The sequence below is a fragment of the Pantoea sp. At-9b genome (assembly GCF_000175935.2).
Taxonomy (GTDB): domain Bacteria; phylum Pseudomonadota; class Gammaproteobacteria; order Enterobacterales; family Enterobacteriaceae; genus Pantoea.
The window spans coordinates 4,277,947-4,302,820 of the sequence record NC_014837.1 but is presented as its reverse complement, the minus strand read 5'-3'; the positions used below and the strand labels follow the sequence as shown (position 1 = coordinate 4,302,820).

Annotated in this window: 22 protein-coding genes; 7 read left to right on the top strand and 15 right to left on the bottom strand. The window is 54.1% G+C overall.

The window, feature by feature from the left end; genetic code table 11:
• Nucleotides 1-3: 3 nt before the first annotated feature.
• On the bottom strand, nt 4-1,053 hold the full coding sequence (gene glnL / locus PAT9B_RS19900) for a nitrogen regulation protein NR(II) (RefSeq protein WP_013511065.1): 1,050 nt from the start codon (nt 1,051-1,053) through the stop codon (nt 4-6).
• 260 nt (nt 1,054-1,313) lie between these two features.
• Entirely contained in the window at nt 1,314-2,723 is a 1,410-nt protein-coding gene (gene glnA / locus PAT9B_RS19895) for a glutamate--ammonia ligase (protein WP_013511064.1), read from the bottom strand.
• A gap of 444 nt (nt 2,724-3,167) precedes the next feature.
• Between glnA and typA the strand changes: the two genes are divergently transcribed.
• The 5 genes from typA to fabY all read left to right on the top strand — a co-directional run bounded on the left by typA (nt 3,168) and on the right by fabY (nt 8,123).
• A complete protein-coding gene (gene typA / locus PAT9B_RS19890) occupies nt 3,168-4,988 on the top strand; it encodes a ribosome-dependent GTPase TypA (RefSeq protein WP_013511063.1) in 1,821 nt (606 codons plus the stop codon).
• Nucleotides 4,989-5,212: 224 nt separating this feature from the next.
• The gene (yihX, locus tag PAT9B_RS19885; RefSeq protein ID WP_013511062.1) at nt 5,213-5,809 is read left to right on the top strand and encodes a glucose-1-phosphatase; all 597 of its coding nucleotides are present in this window, start codon (nt 5,213-5,215) and stop codon (nt 5,807-5,809) included.
• A gap of 3 nt (nt 5,810-5,812) precedes the next feature.
• Nucleotides 5,813-6,682, top strand: coding sequence for a virulence factor BrkB family protein (locus tag PAT9B_RS19880; protein ID WP_013511061.1), 870 nt, complete (start codon nt 5,813-5,815; stop codon nt 6,680-6,682).
• Complete coding sequence (dtd, locus tag PAT9B_RS19875; protein WP_013511060.1) at nt 6,679-7,116, top strand: D-aminoacyl-tRNA deacylase; 438 nt, start codon at nt 6,679-6,681, stop codon at nt 7,114-7,116. The genes PAT9B_RS19880 and dtd overlap by 4 nt, the downstream gene beginning before the upstream one ends.
• 59 nt (nt 7,117-7,175) lie before the next feature.
• Nucleotides 7,176-8,123, top strand: coding sequence for a fatty acid biosynthesis protein FabY (fabY, locus tag PAT9B_RS19870; RefSeq protein ID WP_013511059.1), 948 nt, complete (start codon nt 7,176-7,178; stop codon nt 8,121-8,123).
• Between the two features lie 102 nt (nt 8,124-8,225).
• Here fabY and PAT9B_RS19865 read toward each other — a convergent pair whose 3' ends face one another.
• From PAT9B_RS19865 to PAT9B_RS19855, 3 genes are all read right to left on the bottom strand, one after another.
• Entirely contained in the window at nt 8,226-9,908 is a 1,683-nt protein-coding gene (locus PAT9B_RS19865) for an AsmA family protein (RefSeq protein WP_013511058.1), read from the bottom strand.
• A gap of 119 nt (nt 9,909-10,027) precedes the next feature.
• A complete protein-coding gene (locus PAT9B_RS19860; RefSeq protein WP_013511057.1) occupies nt 10,028-11,407 on the bottom strand; it encodes an NCS2 family protein in 1,380 nt (459 codons plus the stop codon).
• 93 nt (nt 11,408-11,500) lie between these two features.
• Entirely contained in the window at nt 11,501-12,436 is a 936-nt protein-coding gene (locus PAT9B_RS19855; protein WP_013511056.1) for a zinc-binding alcohol dehydrogenase family protein, read from the bottom strand.
• Between the two features lie 70 nt (nt 12,437-12,506).
• Here PAT9B_RS19855 and PAT9B_RS19850 point away from each other — a divergent pair, with 70 nt between their 5' ends.
• Entirely contained in the window at nt 12,507-12,995 is a 489-nt protein-coding gene (locus tag PAT9B_RS19850) for a MarR family winged helix-turn-helix transcriptional regulator (protein WP_013511055.1), read from the top strand.
• A 75-nt stretch (nt 12,996-13,070) separates the two neighbouring features.
• On the opposite strand, the gene recG is transcribed toward PAT9B_RS19850, so the two are convergent.
• Genes recG through gmk form a run of 5 tightly spaced genes read right to left on the bottom strand, consistent with a single transcriptional unit; the run spans nt 13,071 to nt 18,927 of the window.
• Nucleotides 13,071-15,149: an ATP-dependent DNA helicase RecG gene (gene recG, locus PAT9B_RS19845; protein ID WP_041526024.1), complete on the bottom strand. Its 2,079-nt coding sequence runs from the start codon at nt 15,147-15,149 to the stop codon at nt 13,071-13,073.
• Nucleotides 15,146-15,841 carry a tRNA (guanosine(18)-2'-O)-methyltransferase TrmH gene (trmH, locus tag PAT9B_RS19840; RefSeq protein WP_013511053.1) on the bottom strand — a complete coding sequence of 232 codons (696 nt, stop codon included), beginning with the start codon at nt 15,839-15,841 and terminating at the stop codon, nt 15,146-15,148. Before trmH ends, recG begins: the two co-directional genes overlap by 4 nt.
• Before the next feature lie 3 nt (nt 15,842-15,844).
• Complete coding sequence (gene spoT, locus PAT9B_RS19835; RefSeq protein ID WP_013511052.1) at nt 15,845-17,953, bottom strand: bifunctional GTP diphosphokinase/guanosine-3',5'-bis pyrophosphate 3'-pyrophosphohydrolase; 2,109 nt, start codon at nt 17,951-17,953, stop codon at nt 15,845-15,847.
• Nucleotides 17,954-17,973: 20 nt separating this feature from the next.
• Complete coding sequence (gene rpoZ / locus PAT9B_RS19830; RefSeq protein WP_013511051.1) at nt 17,974-18,249, bottom strand: DNA-directed RNA polymerase subunit omega; 276 nt, start codon at nt 18,247-18,249, stop codon at nt 17,974-17,976.
• 54 nt (nt 18,250-18,303) lie between these two features.
• On the bottom strand, nt 18,304-18,927 hold the full coding sequence (gmk, locus tag PAT9B_RS19825) for a guanylate kinase (protein WP_041525872.1): 624 nt from the start codon (nt 18,925-18,927) through the stop codon (nt 18,304-18,306).
• Nucleotides 18,928-19,165: 238 nt separating this feature from the next.
• Here gmk and ligB point away from each other — a divergent pair, with 238 nt between their 5' ends.
• On the top strand, nt 19,166-20,935 hold the full coding sequence (gene ligB, locus PAT9B_RS19820) for an NAD-dependent DNA ligase LigB (protein ID WP_013511049.1): 1,770 nt from the start codon (nt 19,166-19,168) through the stop codon (nt 20,933-20,935).
• Here ligB and PAT9B_RS19815 read toward each other — a convergent pair.
• The 5 genes from PAT9B_RS19815 to PAT9B_RS19795 form a co-directional block, all read right to left on the bottom strand.
• A complete protein-coding gene (locus PAT9B_RS19815) occupies nt 20,849-21,466 on the bottom strand; it encodes a trimeric intracellular cation channel family protein (RefSeq protein WP_013511048.1) in 618 nt (205 codons plus the stop codon). The genes ligB and PAT9B_RS19815 overlap by 87 nt on opposite strands.
• A gap of 325 nt (nt 21,467-21,791) precedes the next feature.
• Nucleotides 21,792-22,439: an oligosaccharide flippase family protein gene (locus PAT9B_RS19810; RefSeq protein WP_013511047.1), complete on the bottom strand. Its 648-nt coding sequence runs from the start codon at nt 22,437-22,439 to the stop codon at nt 21,792-21,794.
• A 75-nt stretch (nt 22,440-22,514) separates the two neighbouring features.
• Nucleotides 22,515-22,781, bottom strand: coding sequence for a hypothetical protein (locus PAT9B_RS19805; protein WP_041525871.1), 267 nt, complete (start codon nt 22,779-22,781; stop codon nt 22,515-22,517).
• Nucleotides 22,782-23,216: 435 nt separating this feature from the next.
• Nucleotides 23,217-23,612, bottom strand: coding sequence for a hypothetical protein (locus PAT9B_RS19800; RefSeq protein WP_013511044.1), 396 nt, complete (start codon nt 23,610-23,612; stop codon nt 23,217-23,219).
• Nucleotides 23,613-23,724: 112 nt separating this feature from the next.
• Nucleotides 23,725-24,870 (bottom strand): alanine racemase, encoded by a 1,146-nt coding sequence (locus PAT9B_RS19795; RefSeq protein WP_013511043.1) that lies wholly within the window; start codon nt 24,868-24,870, stop codon nt 23,725-23,727.
• Between the last annotated feature and the right edge of the window lie 4 nt (nt 24,871-24,874).

The following is a 24,874-nucleotide window of genomic DNA, read 5'->3' as shown; positions in this document are numbered from 1 at the left end:
ACCTCACTGGCGAATAGGCAGGTAAACCGAGAATTCGGTGTGACCAGGCCAACTGTTAAATTCTATTTTTCCTGAATGCTGATCGATCAGACTGCGGGCAATCGACAGACCTAAACCGGTGCCGCCTTCGCGCCCACTCACCATCGGATAGAACAGCGTATCCTGCAGTTGAGCCGGAATACCTGGGCCGTCATCTTCAATATCAATGCGTGCCACCAGGCGATATCGCACACCGTGCAGCGTTAACTGAAACGCGGTGCGGGTGCGGATAATTATTGTGCCGCCTTCTTCACCCAACGCCTGAAGCGCGTTGCGTACTACATTCAGCAGAACCTGTTCAATTTGATCCGGATCGTGCGGCAACTCCGGCAAGCTGGGGTCGTAATCACGCACCAGCGAAACGTTATCCGGCAACTCCATCGACACCAGATTGACCACGCGTTCAGCCACCTGATGAATGCTTTGGGTCACATGCAAACCGGGCTGCTGCGGGCCAAGCAAACGATCAACCAAATTTCTCAGCCGATCGGCTTGCTCAATAATGACCTTGGTATATTCATTCAGCGAAGGGTCCGGTAGGGCGCGGGATAATAATTGCGCGGCACCGCGTAAACCGCCCAGCGGGTTTTTAATTTCATGCGCCAGACCACGTACCAAATCGCGGGCGGCGACCTGCTGAGCATGCTGAATTTGTTCCTGGCTAAGACGACGCTGATTATCCATCGGCGCCATTTCCAGCAAAATTAAACCATCGGGCAGACGTTGCGCCGTGAGCGACATAATATGCGCGCGGCCATCGACCACTAAGGTGACTTCGCTGTCCGTAAAGCCCTGGCCAGCCTCAAGACTCTCGCGCATCACCTCGATATTCAGCGAAAAATAACCGGTTAATTCAGGTAACGGCGTACCAAATAATTTCCGTGAACTCTGCGCCAGTAATTGCTGTGCAGCCGGGTTGGCGTAATGAATAACTAATTCATTGTCCACCAGCAAAATACTGTTTATCAGGGAGTTGAGAATCTGCCCCGCATCGGGCAGCGTGCCAGTTGCCATACAGCGTTCCTCTGCACTAATTTAGTGCATTATAGCCTTTGGTTGTAAAAACCGTTATTTGAACGATGAATTCGTGGAGAAAAAAGCCCATCCGAAGATGGGCTGAAAGTTTCCACGGCAACAAAAAATTTTCAGCGTCTTTCGTGCCGCAGCCGTGTTGGCTGCTCTCACTCACCCGGGTCACTGAGCGATCTCAGCTCCCCGGGATTCATTCGGTTGCCGCCTGGCTGCAACACGAAATCCGCGGAATATTTAATTAATTACACGCTGTAGTACAGCTCGAACTCTACCGGGTGCGGAGTCATGCGAACGCGGTCATTTTCAGACTTACGCAGTTCGATGTACGCGTCGATAGCGTCGTCGGTGAACACGCCACCACGGGTCAGGAACTCGCGGTCTTCGTTCAGGCAGTTCAGCGCTTCTTCCAGTGAACCCGCCACTTTTGGAATCTCAGCTTCTTCTTCCGGCGGCAGGTCGTACAGGTTTTTGTCCATCGCATCGCCAGGGTGGATCTTGTTGATGATGCCGTCGAGGCCAGCCATCAGCAGTGCGGTGAATGCCAGGTACGGGTTAGCAGCCGGGTCCGGGAAGCGAGCTTCGATACGACGCGCTTTCGGGCTGGCAACAACCGGGATACGGATTGAAGCAGAACGGTTACGGGCAGAGTAAGCCAGCATTACCGGTGCTTCGTAGCCTGGGACCAGACGCTTATAAGAGTTGGTGGTCGGGTTAGCCAGGGCGTTGATGGCTTTAGCGTGCTTGATGATACCGCCGATGTAGAACAGAGCAGTTTCAGACAGGCCGCCGTATTTGTCGCCAGAGAACAGGTTCACGCCGCCTTTAGACAGAGACATGTGGCAGTGCATACCTGAACCGTTGTCACCGAACATTGGCTTCGGCATGAAGGTTGCAGTTTTGCCGTAAGCGTGAGCAACGTTGTGAACAACGTATTTGTAGATCTGAATTTCGTCAGCTTTTTTGGTCATGGTGTTGAAGCGGGTAGCCACTTCGTTCTGACCAGCAGTTGCTACTTCGTGGTGATGCGCTTCAACCACCAGACCCATCTGCTCCATGGTCAGACACATGGCAGAACGGATGTCCTGAGCTGAGTCAACCGGCGGAACCGGGAAGTAACCACCTTTGATAGCCGGACGGTGACCTTTGTTGCCACCTTCGTATTCTTTACCGGTGTTCCAGGCTGCTTCGATATCGTCGATAGCAACGTGTGAACCAGAAGTTGAAGAACCGAAACGGATGTCATCGAACAGGAAGAATTCCGGCTCAGGTCCGAACAGAACGGTATCCGCGATACCAGAAGAACGCAGGAAATCTTCTGCGCGCTTGGCGATTGAACGCGGGTCGCGATCGTAGCCCTGCATGGTGCCTGGCTCAAGGATGTCACAACGGATGATCAGCGTCGGATCTTCGAAGAACGGGTCCAGAACGGCAGTGGTTGCGTCCGGCATCAGCACCATGTCTGATTCGTTAATGCCTTTCCAGCCACCGATGGAGGAGCCATCGAACATTTTGCCTTCTTCGAAGAAGTCAGCGTTAACCTGGTGAGCAGGGATAGTAACGTGCTGTTCTTTACCTTTGGTATCGGTAAAACGCAGGTCAACAAACTTAACTTCGTGCTCGTTCATCATCGAGAGAACGTGTTCAGCGGACATACTCAACTCTCCTGGAAATTGTCATTGTCGTCGTGGTGAGAGAACTTCGTTGCCTGGAATGTGCCATGGATTCTGACATCTCCTAACCAAAGATCTCGGCAAGCTCTTCAACCGTTGTGCAACTGTCGTTTTCGCTTGAAAATACTAAAGCGAATTTTGTGCCAACTTTATTACAGCGGATAAAATCGTGCTGTGATGCGCCCTGTCGTGAGTCGATGACTGCACCAGGATGGATGTAGTGCACCGAAATGGTGCCTTTGTGGCAATTAAAAGCACCATTTCAGTGCAAAATGCCATCGCAGTGCAGATTAATGCACCGCAATTGGTGCTAAAAACCAGCGCTGTAAGAAACTTTAGGCGAAATCTGTGATCATGTTCAGTCTTCCGCTTAATCCGTGTACAATAGCGCGTTATTTCTATTTCTATAATGCCTGAGGCAAAGCTGTGACCGAAAATTTGCGTAACATCGCCATCATCGCGCACGTTGACCACGGTAAGACCACCCTGGTTGATAAACTGCTGCAACAGTCCGGTACTTTTGACGCCCGTACCGAAGCGACTGAGCGCGTAATGGACTCCAACGATTTGGAGAAAGAGCGTGGAATTACCATCCTCGCGAAAAACACCGCCATCAAATGGAATGACTATCGTATCAACATCGTTGATACCCCGGGACACGCCGACTTCGGTGGTGAAGTTGAGCGCGTAATGTCCATGGTGGACTCGGTGCTGCTGGTTGTCGATGCGATGGATGGCCCGATGCCGCAAACCCGCTTCGTAACCAAAAAAGCCTTTGCTCACGGCCTGAAGCCGATTGTTGTTATCAACAAAGTTGACCGTCCTGGCGCACGTCCGGATTGGGTGGTTGATCAGGTATTTGACCTGTTCGTTAACCTCGATGCGACTGACGAACAGCTGGACTTCCCGATCATTTACGCTTCCGCGCTGAATGGTATCGCCGGTCTGGATCACAACGACATGGCAGACGACATGACCCCGCTGTATCAGGCGATTGTTGACCGTGTTTCTCCGCCGCAGGTTGAAGTCGAAGCACCGCTGCAGATGCAGATCTCTCAGCTGGACTACAACAACTACCTGGGTGTTATCGGTATCGGCCGCATCAAACGCGGTAAAGTGAAGCCGAACCAGCAAGTCACCATTATCGACAGCGAAGGCAAAACCCGTAACGGTAAAGTCGGTAAAGTGCTGGGCCACCTCGGTCTGGAACGTATCGAAAGCGACCTGGCAGAAGCGGGCGACATCATCGCGATCACTGGCCTGGGTGAGCTGAACATCTCTGACACCATCTGTGATCCACAGAATGTTGAAGCGCTGCCAGCACTGAGCGTGGACGAGCCGACTGTCACCATGTTCTTCAACGTCAACACCTCACCGTTCTGCGGTAAAGAAGGTAAGTATGTGACTTCGCGCCAGATTCTGGAGCGTCTGAACAAAGAACTGGTGCACAACGTTGCGCTGCGTGTGGAAGAGACCGCTGATGCTGACGCTTTCCGCGTTTCAGGTCGTGGTGAGCTGCACCTGTCCGTGCTGATTGAAAACATGCGTCGTGAAGGCTACGAGCTGGCGGTATCCCGTCCGAAAGTAATCTTCCGTGAGTTCGAAGGCCGTAAGCAAGAGCCGTTCGAAAACGTGACCCTCGACATCGAAGAAACCCATCAGGGTTCTGTGATGATGGCGATGGGTGAGCGTAAAGGCGACATGAAAAACATGGACCCGGATGGTAAAGGCCGTGTGCGTCTTGACTACGTGATCCCAAGCCGTGGTCTGATCGGCTTCCGTAACGAATTCATGACCATGACTTCAGGTACCGGTCTGCTGTACTCCACCTTCAGCCACTACGACGACGTGCGTCCGGGCGAAGTGGGTCAGCGTCAGAACGGCGTACTGATCTCCAACGGTCAGGGTAAAGCGGTAGCCTTCGCCCTGTTCGGTTTGCAGGATCGCGGTAAGCTGTTCCTCGGCCATGGTGCGGAAGTGTATGAAGGCCAGATCATCGGTATCCACAGCCGTTCTAACGACCTGACCGTAAACTGCCTGACCGGTAAAAAACTGACCAACATGCGTGCGTCAGGTACGGATGAAGCCACCACCCTGGTTCCGCCAGTGAAAATGACACTGGAGCAGGCTATCGAGTTTATCGATGACGACGAACTGGTAGAAGTGACTCCGCAGTCAATCCGTATTCGTAAACGTCACCTGACCGAGAACGACCGTAAGCGTGCGTCTCGCGGCAGCAAAGAGTAAGCGAACACATATAGCAAGCCCCGCAATGCGGGGCTTTTTTTTGCCTGAACGTCGGGCAATTGTCTGATAAATGTGCAAGGCCAATTCTGTATGTAACCCGCGTGCGAGCTGAAAAACAGAAGAGTGCGCCCGCTTCCAGATCGGGGATTTCCCCGCCAGACCGCCTGTTCAGCCTTCGTATTTGCCGCTAGAGTGAATGATCCAGGGAATATAAAGGAGGCGTCATGCTGTACATCTTTGATTTAGGCAATGTGATTGTTGATATCGACTTTAATCGGGTACTCGGCGTCTGGAGTGACCTGGGACGTGTGCCGCTGGCAACGCTACAAAGTCGTTTTCGCATGGATGAAGCCTTCGAACAACACGAACGTGGTGAGATCAGCGATCCCGAGTTCGCTGCCCGGATGTGTGAGCAGCTTGATGTGGCGCTGAGCTATGAACAATTCACCGCGGGCTGGCACGCCGTGTTTATCAATCCTCGCCCCGACACGCTGAAGCTGATGAACCAGCTACGAGCAGAGGGTCACCGCGTGGTGATCCTGTCCAATACCAATCAGCTGCATTATGAGTTCTGGCCGTCGCAATTTCCCGAGGTGCAGCAGGCCGCCGATAAACTCTATATGTCGCAGGACATCGGTATGCGCAAACCTGAAGCCCGCATTTATCAGTATGTGCTGGATAATGAAGGTTTTACGGCTGACCAGACGGTATTTTTCGATGATAACCACGCCAATATCGAGGCAGCACGTGCGCTCGGCATAGAAAGCGTGTTGGTCACCGACAGCAAAACCGTGCCAGCCTGGTTTGCGAGTCATCGCTGAGTGATGTTCCTGCGCCATTTGCGCCACTCCGGGCATGCATTTTTCCTGTGGGTCAAACTGCTGTGGCGGCGCATTGATGAAGACAATATGACGACGCAGGCGGGTAATCTCGCCTATGTCTCATTGTTGGCGTTGGTGCCTTTGATTGCCGTCGTCTTCGCGTTGTTCGCTGCTTTCCCGGTGTTCTCCGAGATCAGCGTGCAGCTCAAAAACTTCATTTTCACCAATTTTGTACCGGCGGCGGGCAACACCATCCAGCGCTATCTGGAACAATTCGTCGCCAATGTGAATAAGATGACCGCCGTGGGCGCAGTCAGCCTGATTGTCACTGCGCTCTTGTTAATGCATTCGGTAGACAGTGCACTGAACGTTATCTGGCGTAGTGATAAAAAACGGCCAATGGTCTATTCGTTCGCGGTCTACTGGATGATTCTTACCCTCGGGCCACTGCTGGCAGGCGCGAGTTTGGCTATCAGTTCCTATTTGCTGTCGCTGCGCTGGGTAAGTGCCGCTGGTGTGAACAGCCTGATCGAACAGGTGCTGCGCGTCTTTCCTCTGTTGCTCTCCATTCTCGCCTTCTGGTTACTGTATAGCATCGTACCAACGCGTCGTGTCCCCGGACGAGATGCGCTGGTGGGCGCGGTGGTTGCGGGCCTGCTATTTGAGCTGGGCAAAAAAGGCTTTGCGCTCTATGTTACGATGTTTCCCTCGTATCAGTTGATTTACGGGGTACTGGCCGTAATCCCGATTCTGTTCCTGTGGGTTTACTGGACCTGGTGTATTGTGTTGTTAGGGGCAGAAATTACCGTCACGCTGGATGACTATCGTCAATTAAAACAGTGTGAACGAGAAAAAGAACGAGAGGAAACATGATTGCTTTGATTCAACGCGTCAGTCGCGCCAGTGTCAGCGTCGACAACGCGGTGGTAGGGGAGATTGGTGCCGGTTTGCTGGTGTTGCTGGGTGTTGAAAAGGGCGACGATGAGAAAAAAGCGCAACGGTTATGCGAGCGCGTGCTGGGCTATCGCATTTTTGCGGATGAGAACGACAAGATGAACCTCAATGTGCAGCAGGCAGGAGGCGGCGTGTTGGTGGTGTCGCAGTTTACGCTGGCCGCTGATACGCAAAAAGGCATGCGGCCGTCCTTCTCGGGGGGTGCCGAACCGGCAGAAGCCGAGCGTCTTTATGATTATTTTAGCGCCTGCTGTCGTGAGCAGGGCGTGTCTACCGCCAATGGCCGCTTTGCCGCCAATATGCAGGTTGAGCTGGTTAACGATGGTCCGGTGACCTTTTGGTTGCAGGTGTGAGATTTTCAGCCGAGCGGCAAGGGATCAGCCAGGTAAGCTCCGAACGAGAGAATCACTTTATGTATCATCTTCGCGTGCCACAAACGGCGGAAGAACTGGATATGTACTACCAGTTCCGCTGGGAAATGTTACGAAAACCGTTGCGCCAACCACAAGGCTCCGAGCGCGATGCCTGGGATGCGCTGGCTCATCACCAAATGGTGGTGGATGAACAGGGCAAGCCGGTGGCTGTCGGGCGGTTATACATCAATGCGGAAAATGAAGCGGCCATCCGCTTCCTCGCGGTGCATCCGTCGGTCCAGGGTAAAGGCCTGGGTACGCTGGTGGCGATGACGCTGGAATCGGTCGCGCGGCAGGAAGGGGCAAAACGCGTGACCTGTAGTGCGCGCGAAGATGCGGTCGAATTCTTTGCCAAACTGGGCTATGTCAACCAGGGAGAGATCACCGCGCCACAAACCACCCCGGTCCGCCATTTCCTGATGATTAAACCGGTGGTGACGCTTGATGACATTTTGCATCGCGCCGACTGGTGCGGGCAGCTACAGCAGGCGTGGTATGAGCATATCCCGCTCAGTGAAAAAATGGGCGTGCGGATTCTGCAATATACCGGGCAGAAGTTTGTCACCACCATGCCAGAAACCGGCAATCAAAACCCGCACCATACGCTGTTTGCCGGTAGCCTGTTCTCACTGGCTACGCTGACCGGCTGGGGATTGATCTGGCTGTTGCTGCGTGAGCGTCATCTGGGCGGCACCATTATTCTTGCCGATGCACACATTCGTTACAGCAAACCGATCAGTGGCCGTCCGGGGGCGATTGCCGATCTCGGCTCGTTGAGTGGTGACCTCGATCGTCTGGCGCGCGGGCGTAAAGCGCGAGTACAGATGGAGGTTGAGCTGTTTGGCGACGATGAGCTGGGGGCGGTGTTTGAAGGGGTGTATATCGTCTTACCCGCCGATTCGCAGGGAGCACTGGAAGAGGGTGGCTCCGGCGAGCGGATTGATTAATTAAATCTTGCATACACCGTAGCGGCGCGATTTATCGCGCAGTTTTCACGGTTTTCAAAACCCGCGCGATAAATCGCGCCGCTACGGAATAAGGCACGAGATTTACGGTTGAACCTGCCCACCACGCATGGTCTGTTGCACGGCTTGCGTATCGGTGGTCACCGCCAGGTTGCCATTCACGCTCGGGCGTAACGGTGCCGTCGCGTTCAGCGAACCGTTCACCTGCAACAATAAATTGCTATTTCCGGTCAACGGCAACGCTGGCCAGCCCCAGTTTTGCAGGATGTTTGCCGGAACCGACTGGCCTTTCAGGTGCAGCGTCAATGCGCGCTGTGGCTGTTGGTCGACGGTGGCAGTCCCCTCCAGTAAACCGCTGCCATTAAAGGCGCTCAATTCACTGACCTGAATCTTTTGATCATCGGCGCTGAAGCTAATCGACGGATGCCGTAAATCGGTACGGTTAAAGGTCGCCTCAGCGGCGTTAAAACTGGCCTTACCGGCCCAGAATCCCCATTGGTTCTGTCGTGCCAGCAACAGGTTTTCACCGCTGCCATCCAGTGCTGTCATCTGGAACGGGAACGCCGGATTGATATCAATGATCAGGTTGCGGTTGGCGGTCACACGTTTTACCAGCACGCTGTCGAGCCACGTTGGTAAGCTCTGCTGCCAACGGTCGCGCCAGTTCTGCGGCAGGGTATATTCCAGTCCGGCTACCGCCAGTTCATCCAGCGTCAGGCGCTTATCATTGCGCGTCCAGTTACCACTGGCACGGATGACACCACTGGCCCAGCGGGAACTGAACTGCGTCAACGCGATACCCTGCGTTGAGAAGTCGGCATTCACGATGGGGTCATTCAGTTCAAAGGCCCCGTTAATAAAGTTTCCGGCATTCATCGCCAGAGAACCGTCCTCACTCTGCCAGTCATTACCGCGCCAGGTTAAATCCTTCAGGGTGAGATCGAGGTCAGTGACGGCCCAATCCGGCCCTTGCAAACGCGCGTCGGTCATATCCAGCCGGTTAATTGTTACCGATGGCACATCACTGATTGGGGTGAGGAAATCGAGCAGACTTTTATGGGTTTGCAGGCGAATATCATTGAGGCGTAATTGGTTGATCTTCCAGTTACCCTGCGCGTCGCGTTCGGCATCACCGGTCATCGAACCGCGGGCCAGATCGGCCCCGATGTTGCTCAATACCAGGCGCCGTTGCGCCACATTACCTTGCAGTAAGACGTTATTGCCCTGCACACCATCCAGAGTCATTTCACCGGCACTCATCTGGAACTGCGCATCGCTGCCCAGCATATCGTTGGCGGTGGGCTTCCACGGCAAAATGCCACCGTTCACCTTACGGGCAAACATCGGCAGCGCGCTGCCGGGGCTGTCGATACGCATATTATTGAGTTGCAGGCGGTTGGCCTGAATGGGTAATGCGTTATTCGCTGTCAGGTTAGCCAGATCCACTTCGCCATCACGCAATTCAATGCTGCTAAAGTGCAGCGGATCGCTGAACTGGACCAATGCCAGCCCGAGATCAACGCGTTTTGCGACCAGCACCGCCGGTTGGCCATCGTGACCAAAGCTGAAGTCATCGAGGACGATGTGTGAAGGCGAAGAGAGGTTGTGTTCGATTTTACTGAGGGAAAGATGCCAGTCGGTTTTATCACTTACCCAACGGCTAAACCAGCCTGCGCCCCATTGTGTTTGCAGCAACACATACAGGATGACCAGTGCCAGCAGAATTAGCAGCAGTAAAGTAAGGAAAAATTTGCCTAGAAATTTCATTGCATCCATCCCGATCTTTTATCCGGTAAGAGGTTGTTATGCCTGAATTACCGTTACAGCTCAACAGCCTGGATGTAAAAGCGGATAAATATCAGGCAGGCATCAGCCTGCCATGAGTATTACTTTTCCTGGGGGAAGACGAGGTTAAGCACGATTGCGGTGATACCGCCCGCAGCAATACCCGAGGAAAGCAGCGTTTTCAGCCAGTCTGGCGCGAATTGCAGAATCAGTGGCTGCTGTGAAACGCCAAGGCCAACCGCCAGCGACAGTGCAATAATCATAATGGCGCGACGATTCAGTGGTTCACGCGAAACGATGCGCACGCCCGATGCGGCGATAGTACCAAACATAACGATAGTTGCACCGCCCAGCACGGGTTCAGGAATGTGTTGCACAAATCCGCTGACCGCCGGAAACAGGCCCAGCACAATCAACATCAGCGCCACGACAAAGCCCACATAGCGGCTGGCAACGCCAGTCAGCTGGATCACGCCATTATTCTGGCCGAAACAGGAGTTTGGAAACGTATTGAACAATGCGGATACAAAAGAGTTGAGGCCGTTGGCCAGCACGCCGCCTTTCAGGCGTTTCATATACAGCGGGCCGCTCACTGGCTGCTCAGAAACGTCAGAGGTGGCGGTAATGTCCCCGATGGTTTCCAGAGAGGTCACCATAAACACCAGCATCAGTGGCACCAGCAGATTCCAGTCAAAACCGAGGCCGTAGTAGAGCGGTGAAGGCACCGAGACCAGCGCCTGGTTGGTCGGCGTGGTATTTTCCGGCAACATGCCCAACGCCCATGCCAGCACATAGCCAACGGCCATGGCGATCACCAGCGAAGCGACACGCAAATAAGGATTACGCTGACGATTGAGCAGAATAATCACCAACAACACCGCACCCGCCAGCAGCAGATTTTTCGGTGCGCCAAAACTGTGATCATTCATGGCGGCAAAGCCACCACCGATAGAAGTGAGTCCAACCTGAATCAGCGACAGACCGATGATCATCACCACAATGCCCGAAACCAGCGGGGTAATAATGCGGCGTGCCAGGTGCAGCACGCGGGACAACACCATCTCCGTACAGGAGGCCACCATCAGAGTGCCGAACAGCGCAGCCATCATGGTGGGAATATCGGCCCCGCCATTTTTCAGCGCCATACCACCCATAATCAACGGGCTGACAAAGTTAAAGCTGGTGCCCTGAATCGACAGTAGTCCGGACCCTACCGGCCCCCAGGTTTTGATTTGCAGAATCGATGCGACGCCAGAAGCAAACAGCGACATGCTGATAATGTGCTGGGTATCCTGCGCGGGCAGGCCCAGCGCCTGGCAAATCAGCAGCGCGGGGGTGATCACCGCGACAAACATCGCCAGTAGATGCTGGCAGGCAGCAAACAGCGTTTGCGGCAACGGTGGGCGGTCTTCAAGACGGTAAATCAATTCACTTTTTGCCGCACTGGCGGGTTGGCGGGTTTCAGCGGTATCGACGGACATGGTGGACGTTCTCAATCACAACAAAGGGGGCGATTTTAAACCGATGCCGAATGAAAGCAAACGTTTGCAATGCCCCTTTTCATTTCCTTCACCTCAGAGGGTAAATACCGTGCGGCAGCGGCTGTCATCCTCGCTCCAGGCGCTCTGCACTTCACTCAACGGTCGCATCTGGAAGGGAATCGAAAAATCGCTGTGCGCTGCCGCCGCCAACAGTTCGCCGATACAGGCCACCAGCTCGGCATTCGATACACTGCCAAGGCCGCTGCCCATCAGGGTCAGGCCAGAGGAACGCAGCAATTTGCTGTGTAACGCGATCTCCTGGCCGCTGAGCGAGCCGATTTGCACAAACCGAACCACCTTCTCACCACCTGCTACCGCCGCCTGCATAATATCGAGCGCGCTCTGACCCCACAGATAATCGAGCACCACATCAATCCCTTCGGCCATCAGTGCGGGCAATGCGGTCGGTAACGCATCGAGCGTTAGCGTGATATCCGCCCCCTGGGCACGTAACTGTTCCAGCACACTTTGGTTACGCCCGGTGGCGATGATTTTTCCGGCCCCGAGATGGCGCGCGATACGCACTGCCAGCCCACCTGACGTCCCGGTTGCACCGTTGATCAACACGGTTTCGCCTTGCAGCAAATATGCCCGGCGCGTTAATGCCGCCCAGGAGGACATACCGGGATTGGCAAGCGCAGCCGCCAGTACCGGATCCAGTGTCTTCGGTAGTGGGACGATGGCCGCGGCGGGTACGCGCGTTTTTTCCGCCATGCTCCCCCAAGGGGCGTTAAAAGCCAGGAAATACACCGGGTCGCCATTGCTGAGATAACCGGTGCCGTCGATCCCGGTGATAAACGGATAGTGCAGGGTGGAACTGTAATGGGTGCCAGCGGCACGCGCTTTAGCCAACTGACTAATGGCAGCGGCCTTGACCGTGACCACAACCTGATCGTCATCGGCCTGGGGTTCGGGAAAATCGCCGTATACCGGTTGCTCACCTGCTGCGGAAACTATTGCTGCTTTCATGTTTTCACCTTCAGTTAATCGGAATATATGTGTATTATGCACACATTATTCTTGCTTCTGGATGCCGTCAATGAAAAGCGTGCAAAATACACATAATAATTCAGACTTTGATGATCTGCATAATGCGTTGCTGACGATTGTCGGGACGTTCAACCGTCCGCAACGTGATGAATTATTGATAAAAGAGTCCAATATTCAGCTCGATCGTGCGTTGTTTCCGCTGTTGGTGCAGGTCAGCCGTTTCGGTCCGATTGGCGTGGTTGAACTGGCGGATCGGGTTGGCCGTGACTACACCACCGTCAGCCGTCAGGTGGCGAAGCTGGAGGAAATTGGCCTGGCGCAGCGTCAGAAGAATGCGAAGGATAAGCGTGTCAATGAAGCGGTCATTACGGCAGCGGGCAAGGCGATGACCGACAAAATCGATGCTGCACGGAGCAGGATTTACGGAGAGGTGTTTCAGGCGTGGCAGGAGAATGAGCGTGTTGAGCTGGCGCGGTTACTGCAAAAATTTGTCGGGGATTTTACCGCGCTGGATCGTGGTAAAAACACGGGGGCCTGACCCATTCGTAGCGGCGCGATTTATCGCGCGGCGTTTTCCGGCAACGCGCACGAAATTGCGCGATAAATCGCGCCGCTACGCGTTACTGTAGCGTTCGGTTTCCGGTAACCAGCGCTCAATCAACGCCACCGCCTGCTGCGGATAGTGCTGGTGGATATGGCGCGCTACGCGCTGAACTTCCGGGATCATGGCCTGGTCGCGCAGCAAATCGGCGACTTTGAACTCCGCGTTGCCGGTCTGGCGGGTGCCAAGCAACTCACCGGGACCACGAATTTCCAAATCATGCTGGGCGATAACAAAGCCATCGTTGCTGTCACGTAGCACCTGTAAGCGTTTTTGCGCCGTTTTGCTCAGCGGTGCTTTGTACAGCAACACGCAATGCGAGGCGATCGCGCCGCGCCCCACGCGCCCACGCAACTGATGCAGCTGCGCAAGTCCGAGACGTTCCGGGTTTTCGATAATCATCAGGCTGGCATTCGGCACATCCACCCCGACTTCGATCACCGTGGTGGCGACCAGCAGTTGGATTTCATTGGCCTTGAACGCCTGCATCACCGCCTGCTTCTCAGCCGGTTTCATGCGGCCATGCACCAGCCCAACCTGAAGATCCGGTAGTGCCACCTTCAGCTCCTGCCAGGTGGCTTCGGCTGCCTGTGCCTCCAGCAGTTCGGATTCTTCGATCAGCGTACAGACCCAATATGCCTGGCGTCCTTCATGACAGGCGCTCTGCACGCGCGTGATGATATCGCTGCGGCGACTGTCGGGAATGGCGACGGTGGTCACTGGGGTACGGCCTGGCGGTAGCTCGTCAATGGTTGAGGTATCGAGATCCGCGTAGGCGGTCATCGCCAGGGTGCGTGGAATCGGCGTGGCGGTCATGATCAACTGATGCGGATGAAAACCCTGCTCTTCGCCCTTTTCCCACAGCGCCAGTCGCTGGTGGACGCCAAAACGGTGCTGTTCATCGATAATCACCAGCGCCATGCCGTTAAATTGTACCTGCTCCTGGAACAGCGCATGGGTGCCGACCACCATTGCCACCTGACCGCTGGCAATGGCTTCCTGCTGCGCCTGACGCGCCTTGCCTTTCTGTTTACCCGCCAGCCAGCCCACTTCAATGCCGAGTGGCGCAAACCACTGGCGGAAGTTATTAGCGTGCTGTTCGGCGAGTAATTCGGTGGGTGCCATCAGCGCCACCTGCTTGCCATAAGCAATCACATTCAGCGCCGCCATGGCGGCGACCAGCGTTTTGCCCGATCCCACATCGCCCTGTACCAGACGCATCATCGGGAAATCATGTGCCAGGTCGCGCTCAATTTCCGCGACCACCCGTTGCTGCGCACCGGTGGGGGAGAACGGCAGGGCGGCCAGCAATTGATCGACCAGCTGATGATTGGCAGGCATCGGCAACGCGTGATGACGCTGTGCGCCCGCGCGCACGGCCAGCATGCTGAGGTTATGTGCCAGCAGCTCCTCCATAATCAGACGGCGCTGCGCCGGATGGCGTCCGGTTTCCAGTTCACTCAGGCGTAAATCCGGGGGAGGACGATGCAGGGTGCGCAAGGCATCTGGCAGGCTGATCAACCCGCCACTCAGTTCCGGCGGCAACAGCTCAGCAATGGCGCAGGTTTCCAGCAACGTCAGCGCCTGATCGGTCAGGTTACGCAGCGTTGCCTGGCGAATGCCTTCGGTGGTGGGATACACCGGCGTCAGGGTTTCCTGCAACTCAACGTTGCTGTGCTCGCCCTGGATGCGATATTCCGGATGAATAATTTCCGCGCCACGCTGGCCGCGTTTGATTTCACCGTATGCGGTGACGCGGCGGCCTGTCGCCAGGCTGTTTTTCATCCCAGCATTGAAGTTGAAGAAGCGCATGGTCAGCACACCCGAGCCATCGCTGATTTGGCATACCAGCATACGGCGGCGGCCAAAGGTGATTTCACTACTTAATACTTCACCTTCCACCGTGGCCCAGATACCCGGCAGCAGGTCATTAATGCGATAGAGTTGGGTGCGGTCTTCGTAGCGTAACGGCAGGTGCAGCAGCAGATCCTGGATGGTGTACAGGCCAATCTTAGCCAGTTTCGCCGCCTGGCTGGCGCCGACGCCGGTCAGGGTACTGAGCGGGATGGCATCCAGCAGACGGCCTTTCATTTTTTGCCCGTCGCTTGCATGGTTGCCCACCATGCGGCATCGGCTTCCACTTCACCGAGATCGTTGATGTGCGGATAGGGCAGCCCTTTTTGCTTCGCTACACGAGCCAGCACCGGGTAACCCCCTTCGAACAACAGACGTTGCTGTTCTTCTTCATCCAGTAAACTGTAGGTACGCTGGTACATACCGGCATTTTGTCGCTGGCGTTGTGCTTCATACAGGATCAACGCAGAAGCCACCGAGACGTTAAGTGACTGCACCATACCGACCATCGGGATAATGATGTCCTGATCCGCCAGAGCCAGGGCTTCAGCGGTGATACCGGTTTTTTCCTGCCCCATCAGAATACAGGTCGGGCGTGTGTAATCGATCTCGCGAAAATCCACTGCTTTGGCCGACAGGTTAGTGGCCAGCACCTGCATACCCTGGGTCTTCAGATGGGATACTGCGTCAGTAATATTGCGGTGAGTTTTGACCTTCACCCAGCTGTTGCTGCCTGCGGAGGCCGAGACCATGGTGCGCATACGCACGCTGGGCCAGACCGCATGGACTTCATGAATACCCACAGCATCAGCCGTGCGGATCACGGCCGATACATTGTGCGGCTTATGCACCTGTTCCATGCAGACGGTGAGATCGTGCTGGCGCAGGGCCAGCATCTCGCGGATACGAGCAAAACGTTGATCGTTCATGCACTAATTACGATTTCGGTGAACTTTAATCACATCCGGCATTACGCGAATTTTACGCATAATGTTAGCCAGATGGACGCGATCGTGCGCGGTCAGGCGGATAAAGGCGCTATACACGCGACCGTCTCGTTCTTCGGTATTGAGGCTTTGAATGTTTGAACCAGCCGTGTTAATCGCCGCTGTCAGGTTAGCCAGTGCGCCCTGATGGTTGAACATGTCGACCTTAATTTCGGCGACAAATTCCTGATCGGTCACTTTATCCCACTCTACCGGCATGAACTTTTCGGGTTCTTTCTGGTAGCCACGAATATTGCGGCAGGACTCATGGTGCACCACCAGGCCTTTACCCGGGCTGACGTGTGCGACGATCGGATCGCCGGGAATCGGACGGCAGCATTTGGCAAAGGTAATCAGGACGCCATCAGCACCTTTAATCGGCAGCTTGTTGCGTTTATTGCTAACAAGCGGTGCTGAGTTGTCGGATTGCAGCAGGTTTTTCGCCACCACCACGCTCATCGCGTTGCCAAGTCCAATTTCTGCCAACAAGTCATCCAGGCTGGCCAGCTTCATGCGTTCCAGTTCGCGCTGGACGCTTTCCGTCGGAATCTCGGCCAGTTTACGGCTGCCACCCAACGCGTGGCTCAGCAGGCGACGGCCCAGGTTAACGGAATCCTCGCGTTTGAGGTTTTTCAGCAACTGGCGAATTTTAGCGCGTGCTTTGGAACTCACGACGAAGTTGAGCCAGGCGGCGTTTGGTCGTGCACCTGGCGCGGTAATGATTTCAATCGTTTGGCCGCTGGTGAGCGACTGCGATAGGGGATAAGGCTGGCGGTCAACGCGCGCACCGACACAGGCATGGCCGATATCGGTGTGGACCGCATAGGCGAAGTCAACAGGTGTTGCGCCAGCAGGCAGTTCAACAATGCGGCCTTCCGGCGTGAACACATAAATCTCGTCCGGGAAGAGATCCGATTTCACGCTTTCGATAAATTCAAAGGAGCTTCCCGCGCTTTGTTGCAACTCCAGCAAGCTTTGCAGCCAGCGCTGCGCGCGTACTTGCGCGGTGGTGCCGCTTTCACCGGCCTGTTTATAGGCCCAGTGTGCTGCCACCCCCATTTCCGCCATCTGATCCATATCTTCAGTACGGATTTGCACCTCAACCGGCACGCCGTGCGGGCCAATCATGGAGGTATGCAGAGATTGATAGCCGTTAGCCTTGGGGATAGCGATGTAATCTTTGACACGTCCGGGACGCGGTTTGTACAGACTGTGCATCTGTCCGAGCACGCGATAGCAGGTATCTAAATCTTTCACGATGACGCGAAAGGCGTAAATATCCATTATCGAGTGAAATCGCTGCTCTTTCAGATGCATTTTGCGGTAGATCGAATAGAGATGCTTCTCACGGCCGCTGACGCGACAGGGAATTCCGGCCTCTTGTAGACGGCCATCAATCTCAGAAAGAATCTTCTGGATCATCTCTTTACGATTACCGCGCGCCGCTTTGACCACCTCTTTGATGACCCGATAGCGGTTCGGGTACAACGCTTCAAAGCCCAGTTCTTCCAGCTCGGTTTTCAGGTGATGAATACCGAGACGGTGAGCCAGCGGGCTATAAATTTCGAGGGTTTCTCGTGCGATACGACGGCGTTTATCCGGTCGCAGCGAGCCAAGCGTGCGCATGTTGTGGGTGCGGTCAGCCAATTTGATCAGAATGACGCGGATGTCCTGCACCATTGCCATGATCATTTTGCGGAAGTTTTCAGCCTGCGCTTCTTTCTTATCACGAAACTTCAGCTTATCGAGTTTCGACACCCCTTCCACCAGTTCGGCAACGCTTTTGCCAAACAGTTGTTCCATATCCTGGTAAGTGGCGGGGGTATCTTCGATAACATCATGCAGCAGCGCCGCCATCAGCGTTTCGTGGTCGAGTTTCATCTCGGCCAGAATGCAGGCAACGGCAACAGGATGGGTGATGTAAGGCTCACCGCTGGAGCGTGTTTGTCCCTCGTGGGCATCACGCGCAACAAGATAAGCTTGCTTGAGGCGCTTGATTTGCTCCTCAGGCAAGTATTTTTCAATCAGTTGATTGAGGCTTTCAAACAGATACAAGGTTGACCTGCAGGGTGCTGTTAACGACGACCTTCAGCGATAGCGGTAACGGCTTGTAATTCAGCGGCTTCCTGCTCTTGCTGTTCCTGACGATCACGCACATCCAGAATCTGGTTAGTGATCAGACCTTCTTCGATTTCGCGCAGCGCAATAACGGTGGCTTTATCGTTTTCTTCCGGAACCAGCGGATCTTTACCGCCTACCTGCATCTGACGTGCACGACGTGCAGCGACCAACACCAGGTCAAAACGGTTACCAATTTTTTCTACTGCGTCCTGAACGGTTACGCGTGCCATAGGTGTGCTACTCCACAGATGAAGAAATGACTGGGCATAATACTGAAAGTGAATTCAGACTGCCAATAGTTTGCTGATTAAAGCATCATGTCGCGATTTCTGGCGACTCATGCGCAGACGTTCTGCGCGAATGATGGTTTTCAGATCGGACAGCGCCAGATCGAAATCATCATTCACAATTAAGTAATCGTATTCGGCATAGTGGCTCATTTCCGCCACGGCCTGAGCCATACGGCGGGCGATGACCTCTTCGCTATCCTGACCACGGCCACGCAAACGGCGATCTAACTCTTCCGTTGAAGGCGGCAAGACAAAAATGCTGCGTGCGGCAGGCATTTTATGACGGATTTGCTGCGCACCCTGCCAGTCGATATCAAGAAAAACATCAACGCCGGTTGCCAGTACGCGTTCAATGGCCGCACGGGAGGTACCGTAATAGTTGCCAAAGACTTCCGCATGCTCAAGGAAGGCATCCTCGGCAATCATGGCTTCGAATTCCGGTTTCGATACAAAAAAGTAATGTTCACCATGAGCCTCACCAGGGCGCACGCCACGAGTGGTATGGGAAACAGACACTTGCGTATCGTATAACGGTTGTGTCTTCAACAGCGCCTGAATCAGACTGGATTTACCTGCGCCGCTGGGGGCAGAAACAATATAGAGCGTGCCTTGAGCCATGATTTTCTTGAATTGAGTAAAGAGCGGAGTCGATTTCCTGCACAGTATACACGGCTTACGCCCGCCACGCAGCGTTTGCCGCCGCGTCAGGCGCATTTCTTTTTTGTGAGTCAGCCCCAGCCGCATTGTTCAGCGCTGCAAGCGGTGAAAAAACGCGGGAACCTAACCTCCAGATTACCTTTGCGCTGCTGTTATCAGGCTGCCGGATGTTCTCCAATAAGCAAAAAGGAGAACAAAGATGAAAGGATGCATAGTCTTGATGTTGTGGCTATTCAGTGCTGGCGTAATGGCAGAGGGCATTTGTCCCAACTGGTCGCCGATACGTGCCGGACAGGAGATCGCCCAGTTAACCACCCAGCTACGGCACTGGGATGATGCTTATTATCGCCAGGGCTTGAACCCGGTAAGCGATGCCGATTACGACAGCCTCTCCCAACGTCTACAACAGTGGCAACACTGCTTCACTCCCGATCAATCCGCTTACGCGGCACAACCGACAACGGATGGCTCTACGCATCATCCGGTGGCGCACACCGGGGTGCGCAAATTACGTGATAAGCGGGCGGTCATGGAGTGGATGCAGGGAAAAGCAGATTTGTGGGTACAACCTAAAGTTGACGGTGTAGCCATTACGCTGGTGTATCGCCAGGGGCATTTGGCTTCCATGCTTAGCCGTGGCGATGGTTGGCGTGGTGAGGAGTGGCGGGCGAAAGCCTCCCTGATTCCCGCCATCCCACAGCAGATTGCCACGACACAGGATGAGGTGGTGCTGCAAGGGGAGTTGTTTTTGCAGATGACCGATCATCAACAGGCACAGGACGGTGGCAAAAATGCACGGGCGCAAGTCGCGGGGGCGATGATGCGTCGTGATGACACACCACTGTTGGCGCAACTGGGGGTATTTATCTGGGCGTGGCCGGACGGCCCGGTAGCGCTGTCAGAGCGTCTGGCACAATTATCGCGTTGGGGATTTGGCCTCACGGCACGCTGGAGCGAACGGGTCAATAATGAGGACGAGGTAGCAAGCTGGCGCGATCGCTGGTTCCAGGGAAAATTGCCCTTTGTCACTGACGGCATTGTTATCCACCAGTCACCTGTGCGTAGGGGGCGTGACTGGCAACCCGGACAGGGGGAGTGGTCAGCTGCGTGGAAATATCAGCCAGCAGAGGTCAGCAGCGAGGTTCGTTCGGTGGCGTTCAATATCGGGCGCACCGGGAAAATTGCGGTGGTCCTGAATCTGATCCCGGTGCAGTTGGATGATAAAACGGTGCGCCGGGTGAATATTGGCTCGTTACGACGTTGGCGTGAGCTGGATGTGATAGCGGGCGATCAGGTAACGCTGGCGCTTGCCGGACAGGGTATTCCCCGTGTTGAACGGGTCATCTGGCGCGTTGCACAGCGTGACTATCCTGATGCGCCGCAAAGCGATGATTTCAACCAGCTCAGTTGTCTGACATTCAGTCCACCCTGCCGGGCGCAATTCCTGTCACGCCTGAGCTGGCTCAGTGAGAAGTCAGTGCTGGATATAAGCGGCATACAACGCAGTACCTGGCAACGCCTGCTGGATAGCGGCACCATCAGCCATCTGTTTTCCTGGTTGGCGCTGACGCCAGAACAAATTGCTCAGGTGGCTGGGATTTCACCGGCACGTGCGCAGCAGATCTGGCATCGGTTTAACCAGACACGTCAACAACCGTTGCGCCGCTGGGTAATGGCGTTGGGTCTGCCGATACCGCGAGCCGCTTTGCAAGCCATGCCGGATAGCCAGTGGCAACAGTTGCAGTTGCGCAGTGTGGAGAGCTGGCAGCAGTTACCGGGTATTGGCGGCACGCTGGCGCAGCGGATTGTGACAATGCTGCACGACCATCAGGTGCAGCAACTCATCACCTTTTTACAGCAACAGGCTATCCCCGCCGGTGCATCAGTGATCGGGATGCGGGTAGTTGAAAATCGGCAGGCCGAGGCGGAAACGCAGCGCCAGCAGGCGAGCGAAAAAGCCGAACAATAACGTGACGATCACCACCACTTCATTCGCCAGGGACGTTTTTAACAGCAGGATATAGAGCCAGCCGGAGGCGAATGCGACAGCGGCATACAGTTCCTTTTGAAAAACCAGCGGGATGCGGTTGCAGAACATATCGCGGAGTACGCCGCCAAACACACCGGTAATGACCGCGCTAATGGCGGCGATCACGGCCGTATGGCCACCATCCAGTGCTACCTGGGCACCAATAATGGAGAACACGACCAGGCCCAGCGCATCCAGCACCAAAAAGACTTTGCGCAGATGATTCATCAGCGGCGCGACCACGGTGGTGATCACTGCCGCCGCAGCGACAATCATGATGTATTCGGGATGCTTTACCCAACCCAGGGGGTAGTGGCCAAGCAGAATGTCGCGCACTGATCCGCCGCCAATAGCGGTAACCGAAGCAATAATAATGACGCCAAACAGATCCATTTTGCGTCTGCCCGCTGCCAGCGCACCGGTCATGGCCTCGGCAGTGATACCAATGATGTAGAGAACAGTTAACAGCATAGAGCACTCCAGATGATTGGCGGCAAGGCTAAAGATTTCCCAAAGTGTAGACCACTGAGATTTTCTAAAATAGCATCATCGGATTAGCTGTTTTAATAATAATAGCCTGAGCAGGCCCATTTTACCGGGGTTTTTGATGAGATAATTCCTGGTCGCATTATAAAATATGATGCGAATGCGGAGTTTGTTACGCATGAATCGGCCGAAACCTGTGTGGCCCCTTCAGCCATGGTTACGGGGGTTAAAAAGAAAAAAGCGTGCTGACCAGCAGCACGCGAACGCATCCTCTCAGATGCCCAGAGCCCACCATACAGACTTGTTTTTATTATTCGTTTCTTGCCCGCACACCGGCGAAGCTTTTCAGGCTAAAACGGTATTCAGGTTGAAACCATGAACGGCCGTAGTAGCAGTAGACCAGCATACGGATTGAGACCATCGCCAGGTAACCCCAGAGAGCACAGAGTACTGAGGGGGTCAGCCAGACGGTGAACAAGGTCACACCCAGTCCTACCAGCACTGACAAGATTTCTGTAAACGCAATGCGGGTGAATTGTTTTTCCCGCTGCAATATGGCGCGATAATGTTGCCCTTGTGGAATAATAATGAAAATCACCGATATCATTTCCAGCATAATTGCCAGTTCGGGTTGATTCATTATGCGGCTAAAAAGATCGCTGCCAATAAACATGACGGCGAATATTAATAACCCAAGCAACATGTTTCCCCAGTAGAGTACGGAGAGATCGCTTATGCTTAAATTCTGATTGCGAATCGCTGCGTTGCCAAATCCCCGATCAGCTAATGTGTCTATAGCTAATAAAAAGATAATGGCAACGGCCAGTAAGTTCAATTCGTTTGCCTGTAATATCTGTGCCAGAAGTGAAAGTTGTAATACACCGATGCCAATGATTTTAATTGATGACAATATTGACCACTTGGTAGCGCCGGTCAGATTTCTTACGCGTATCGTCATACTCTGCTCGTTATGGTACATGTACCAGTGCAAATTGAGGGTCGCCCGGGCGAAAAGGCCAGAGCACAGATTTCATCAGTGCAGCCAATCCTGGCGCAACCCTGAAATACCTTTCAGTGATTGCCATGTGATGATGCATTCAATCAAATGATGTTCTGAGTTTAAAAAGACGCCCCTGGTGTGTAATTGTTTTTGTGTCATGGCGGTATCTCCTCCTGTCAGAAGAAAATCCGCCAGATCACGATAAAATCCATTTTGATAATTATATTCTCCAGCCAGAATCCGTCTGGCGATCTCAACGAATTCTTTTTCCGATAATAAAGGATAAGTTGAGCGATCCATATTGGCACATTGCGGTTGTTATTATTAATTGCTGCTGTGTGTAAGGGAGTTATACCGTGTTTTATTTGAATAAACACCATAAGAAAACTCCTATAAATGACACTCAGGAATAAATGGTTTCAGGCTGTGCAACTGAATATATAATGAAAAGGGTCATTAATTTATTAGTCTTTTTCGTTAATGCAGGTAAGGGAGAATACAGTTGTTCAGGGCAGATAAAAAAAACATCAGAAAATCAGCGGGCCTGACGGCAGAGGTGACTTCCTCACCAGGAATTTTCCTGGAGAGGAAGCGTTAGCCAAACTGGTGATTAAGATGAAGAACAATCATAAAAGCTACAAAACAGTTAAAGGCTGCGCTGAAGAAAAATTGTTTGCCAGTACCGATTGCGTCCAGAGAATACCAGAGTAAGAATTTTTGTATAATTCATTGATTCTAATGAGTTAAAAGGTGAAGAAGGTTATCCAGATCACGTTTTACCCATGCGACATCTTGTGCAAATTTCTCATCAGACATCAGTGGCTGACGGTACACGACCATCACGACCTCGGCACCTTGCTCATTCGCAATCACCCGCATCGGCATGTAGATCTCCTTACCGATACCGGTATCGATCCAGTGATCCATTACGCCGAATGGATTATGTGGCGTGAAACGGATCTTTACCGTGCCTTCGGGTCCTTTGGCTTTCCAGACATTCCCTTCCTGCGTTAGCGTGCTACTACTTAGCCCGCTCGCCCATTTTGCGAAACACTCGGGTTTCCAGATGGTTTCATATAAATCTAACCAGTTACGTGGAATGGTCAGAGTCACTGTCTGAGATGGCAGCATGGGACCTCCTGTTGGGCGGATAAAGAGGCATTAAAGCACGCGGTTACCGGGCTGGAAACGGCCCGGTGCCGGAAGTGTGGCGCAGATGAGGTTTCCAGAAAAAGCCTCGCGGTCAGATGAACTTGCCGCGTCCTTCAATATTAAGCACTTCAGCGCTACCGTCAGTATGGCGCAACACAAAACGATCGGATTGCGCCACAACCGCGCAACTGTGGTTGGGGAAGATACGCAGTAGCGCCCCCACAGTGGGAGCCTGATGGCTAAATTGCAGGAAGCCGTGCTCCTCGGACAATTTCACCACCTCGTATTGATTACCCTGCTCATCTACAGCAATACCAAAACCGCTGGCGTTGGTGCCGTGCGGACCTTTATCGGAGCTGAGCATTTTGGAGCCGGCATCGATAATGGCGTAATGCGGATTCACCGCCACCACGCGGGTGACCACGCTTAAAGCCAGTGCGTCTGGTGTGCATAAACCTAAACGCCAGGCTGTCAGATCAAGTAGCGCGTAATTGCCGGGACGGATTTCATCGCTACCTTCCGCGACCGGTGCCGCCAGAGCCGTGGGGGTCGAGCCGACAGAGATCGGGCAGGAGGTAAATCCTGCCGCGATCAGGCGTTGCTGCACGCCACGCATAAGTGCGATTTCCTGTCGGGCAACTTCGCAGATGGCGGCGGCATGGCCGGCACCGTAAGCATGGCCAGCATGCGAAACCAATCCGGCAAAAGGCAGCCCGGCGGTGTTGATAGCCTCAGCCAGTTCCAGTGCCGCATTGCTGTCAGGATTCACCCCTACCCGATGCAGACCGACGTCCACCTTAATGGCCACGGCCAGCTCTGCGGTGGGTTGCTGCTGGTGGGCAGCGGCTATTGCGGCCACCCCACTCAGGGAGTCTGCAATGCAGGTAATGCGGGCATGGTTTTCAGTCGCAACCTGGAGTAATTCTGCCAGCGTAGCGGCCAGCACCACCGGATAGGCCAGTAACAGGTCACGTTCGCCGCCCAAAATAAAAGCGACACCTTCACTCGGCTTGGACACCGTAACACCGCGCGCGCCGAGCGCACGTTGCTGCTGAGCAATCCAGACGCTTTTATGGGTTTTGATATGTGGGCGCAGCGCAACGCCAGCTGCATCAGCCTTCTGTTGCATCTGCTGGAGATTACGTTGCAGACGGGCTGCATCAATTTCCAGAAAGGGGGTAAGTCGGTCAGCAATAAGAGGCCGCAACCAGCCAGCCTCAACATCGTGTTCCATCATGATT

What these genes read in the sequence shown, in the direction of transcription:
- PAT9B_RS19880 (WP_013511061.1), top strand. Translation starts at nt 5,813, where the DNA reads ATGTTCCTGCGCCATTTGCGCCACTCCGGGCATGCATTTTTCCTGTGG.
- fabY (WP_013511059.1), top strand. Translation starts at nt 7,176, where the DNA reads ATGTATCATCTTCGCGTGCCACAAACGGCGGAAGAACTGGATATGTAC.
- ligB (WP_013511049.1), top strand. Translation starts at nt 19,166, where the DNA reads ATGAAAGGATGCATAGTCTTGATGTTGTGGCTATTCAGTGCTGGCGTA.
- PAT9B_RS19865 (WP_013511058.1), bottom strand. Translation starts at nt 9,908, where the DNA reads ATGAAATTTCTAGGCAAATTTTTCCTTACTTTACTGCTGCTAATTCTG.
- PAT9B_RS19795 (WP_013511043.1), bottom strand. Translation starts at nt 24,870, where the DNA reads ATGATGGAACACGATGTTGAGGCTGGCTGGTTGCGGCCTCTTATTGCT.
- trmH (WP_013511053.1), bottom strand. Translation starts at nt 15,841, where the DNA reads ATGAACGATCAACGTTTTGCTCGTATCCGCGAGATGCTGGCCCTGCGC.
- yihX (WP_013511062.1), top strand. Translation starts at nt 5,213, where the DNA reads ATGCTGTACATCTTTGATTTAGGCAATGTGATTGTTGATATCGACTTT.
- PAT9B_RS19850 (WP_013511055.1), top strand. Translation starts at nt 12,507, where the DNA reads ATGAAAAGCGTGCAAAATACACATAATAATTCAGACTTTGATGATCTG.
- glnL (WP_013511065.1), bottom strand. Translation starts at nt 1,053, where the DNA reads ATGGCAACTGGCACGCTGCCCGATGCGGGGCAGATTCTCAACTCCCTG.
- PAT9B_RS19815 (WP_013511048.1), bottom strand. Translation starts at nt 21,466, where the DNA reads ATGCTGTTAACTGTTCTCTACATCATTGGTATCACTGCCGAGGCCATG.
- PAT9B_RS19810 (WP_013511047.1), bottom strand. Translation starts at nt 22,439, where the DNA reads ATGACGATACGCGTAAGAAATCTGACCGGCGCTACCAAGTGGTCAATA.
- dtd (WP_013511060.1), top strand. Translation starts at nt 6,679, where the DNA reads ATGATTGCTTTGATTCAACGCGTCAGTCGCGCCAGTGTCAGCGTCGAC.
- PAT9B_RS19860 (WP_013511057.1), bottom strand. Translation starts at nt 11,407, where the DNA reads ATGTCCGTCGATACCGCTGAAACCCGCCAACCCGCCAGTGCGGCAAAA.
- recG (WP_041526024.1), bottom strand. Translation starts at nt 15,149, where the DNA reads ATGAAAGGCCGTCTGCTGGATGCCATCCCGCTCAGTACCCTGACCGGC.
- PAT9B_RS19855 (WP_013511056.1), bottom strand. Translation starts at nt 12,436, where the DNA reads ATGAAAGCAGCAATAGTTTCCGCAGCAGGTGAGCAACCGGTATACGGC.
- PAT9B_RS19805 (WP_041525871.1), bottom strand. Translation starts at nt 22,781, where the DNA reads ATGGATCGCTCAACTTATCCTTTATTATCGGAAAAAGAATTCGTTGAG.
- PAT9B_RS19800 (WP_013511044.1), bottom strand. Translation starts at nt 23,612, where the DNA reads ATGCTGCCATCTCAGACAGTGACTCTGACCATTCCACGTAACTGGTTA.
- glnA (WP_013511064.1), bottom strand. Translation starts at nt 2,723, where the DNA reads ATGTCCGCTGAACACGTTCTCTCGATGATGAACGAGCACGAAGTTAAG.
- gmk (WP_041525872.1), bottom strand. Translation starts at nt 18,927, where the DNA reads ATGGCTCAAGGCACGCTCTATATTGTTTCTGCCCCCAGCGGCGCAGGT.
- rpoZ (WP_013511051.1), bottom strand. Translation starts at nt 18,249, where the DNA reads ATGGCACGCGTAACCGTTCAGGACGCAGTAGAAAAAATTGGTAACCGT.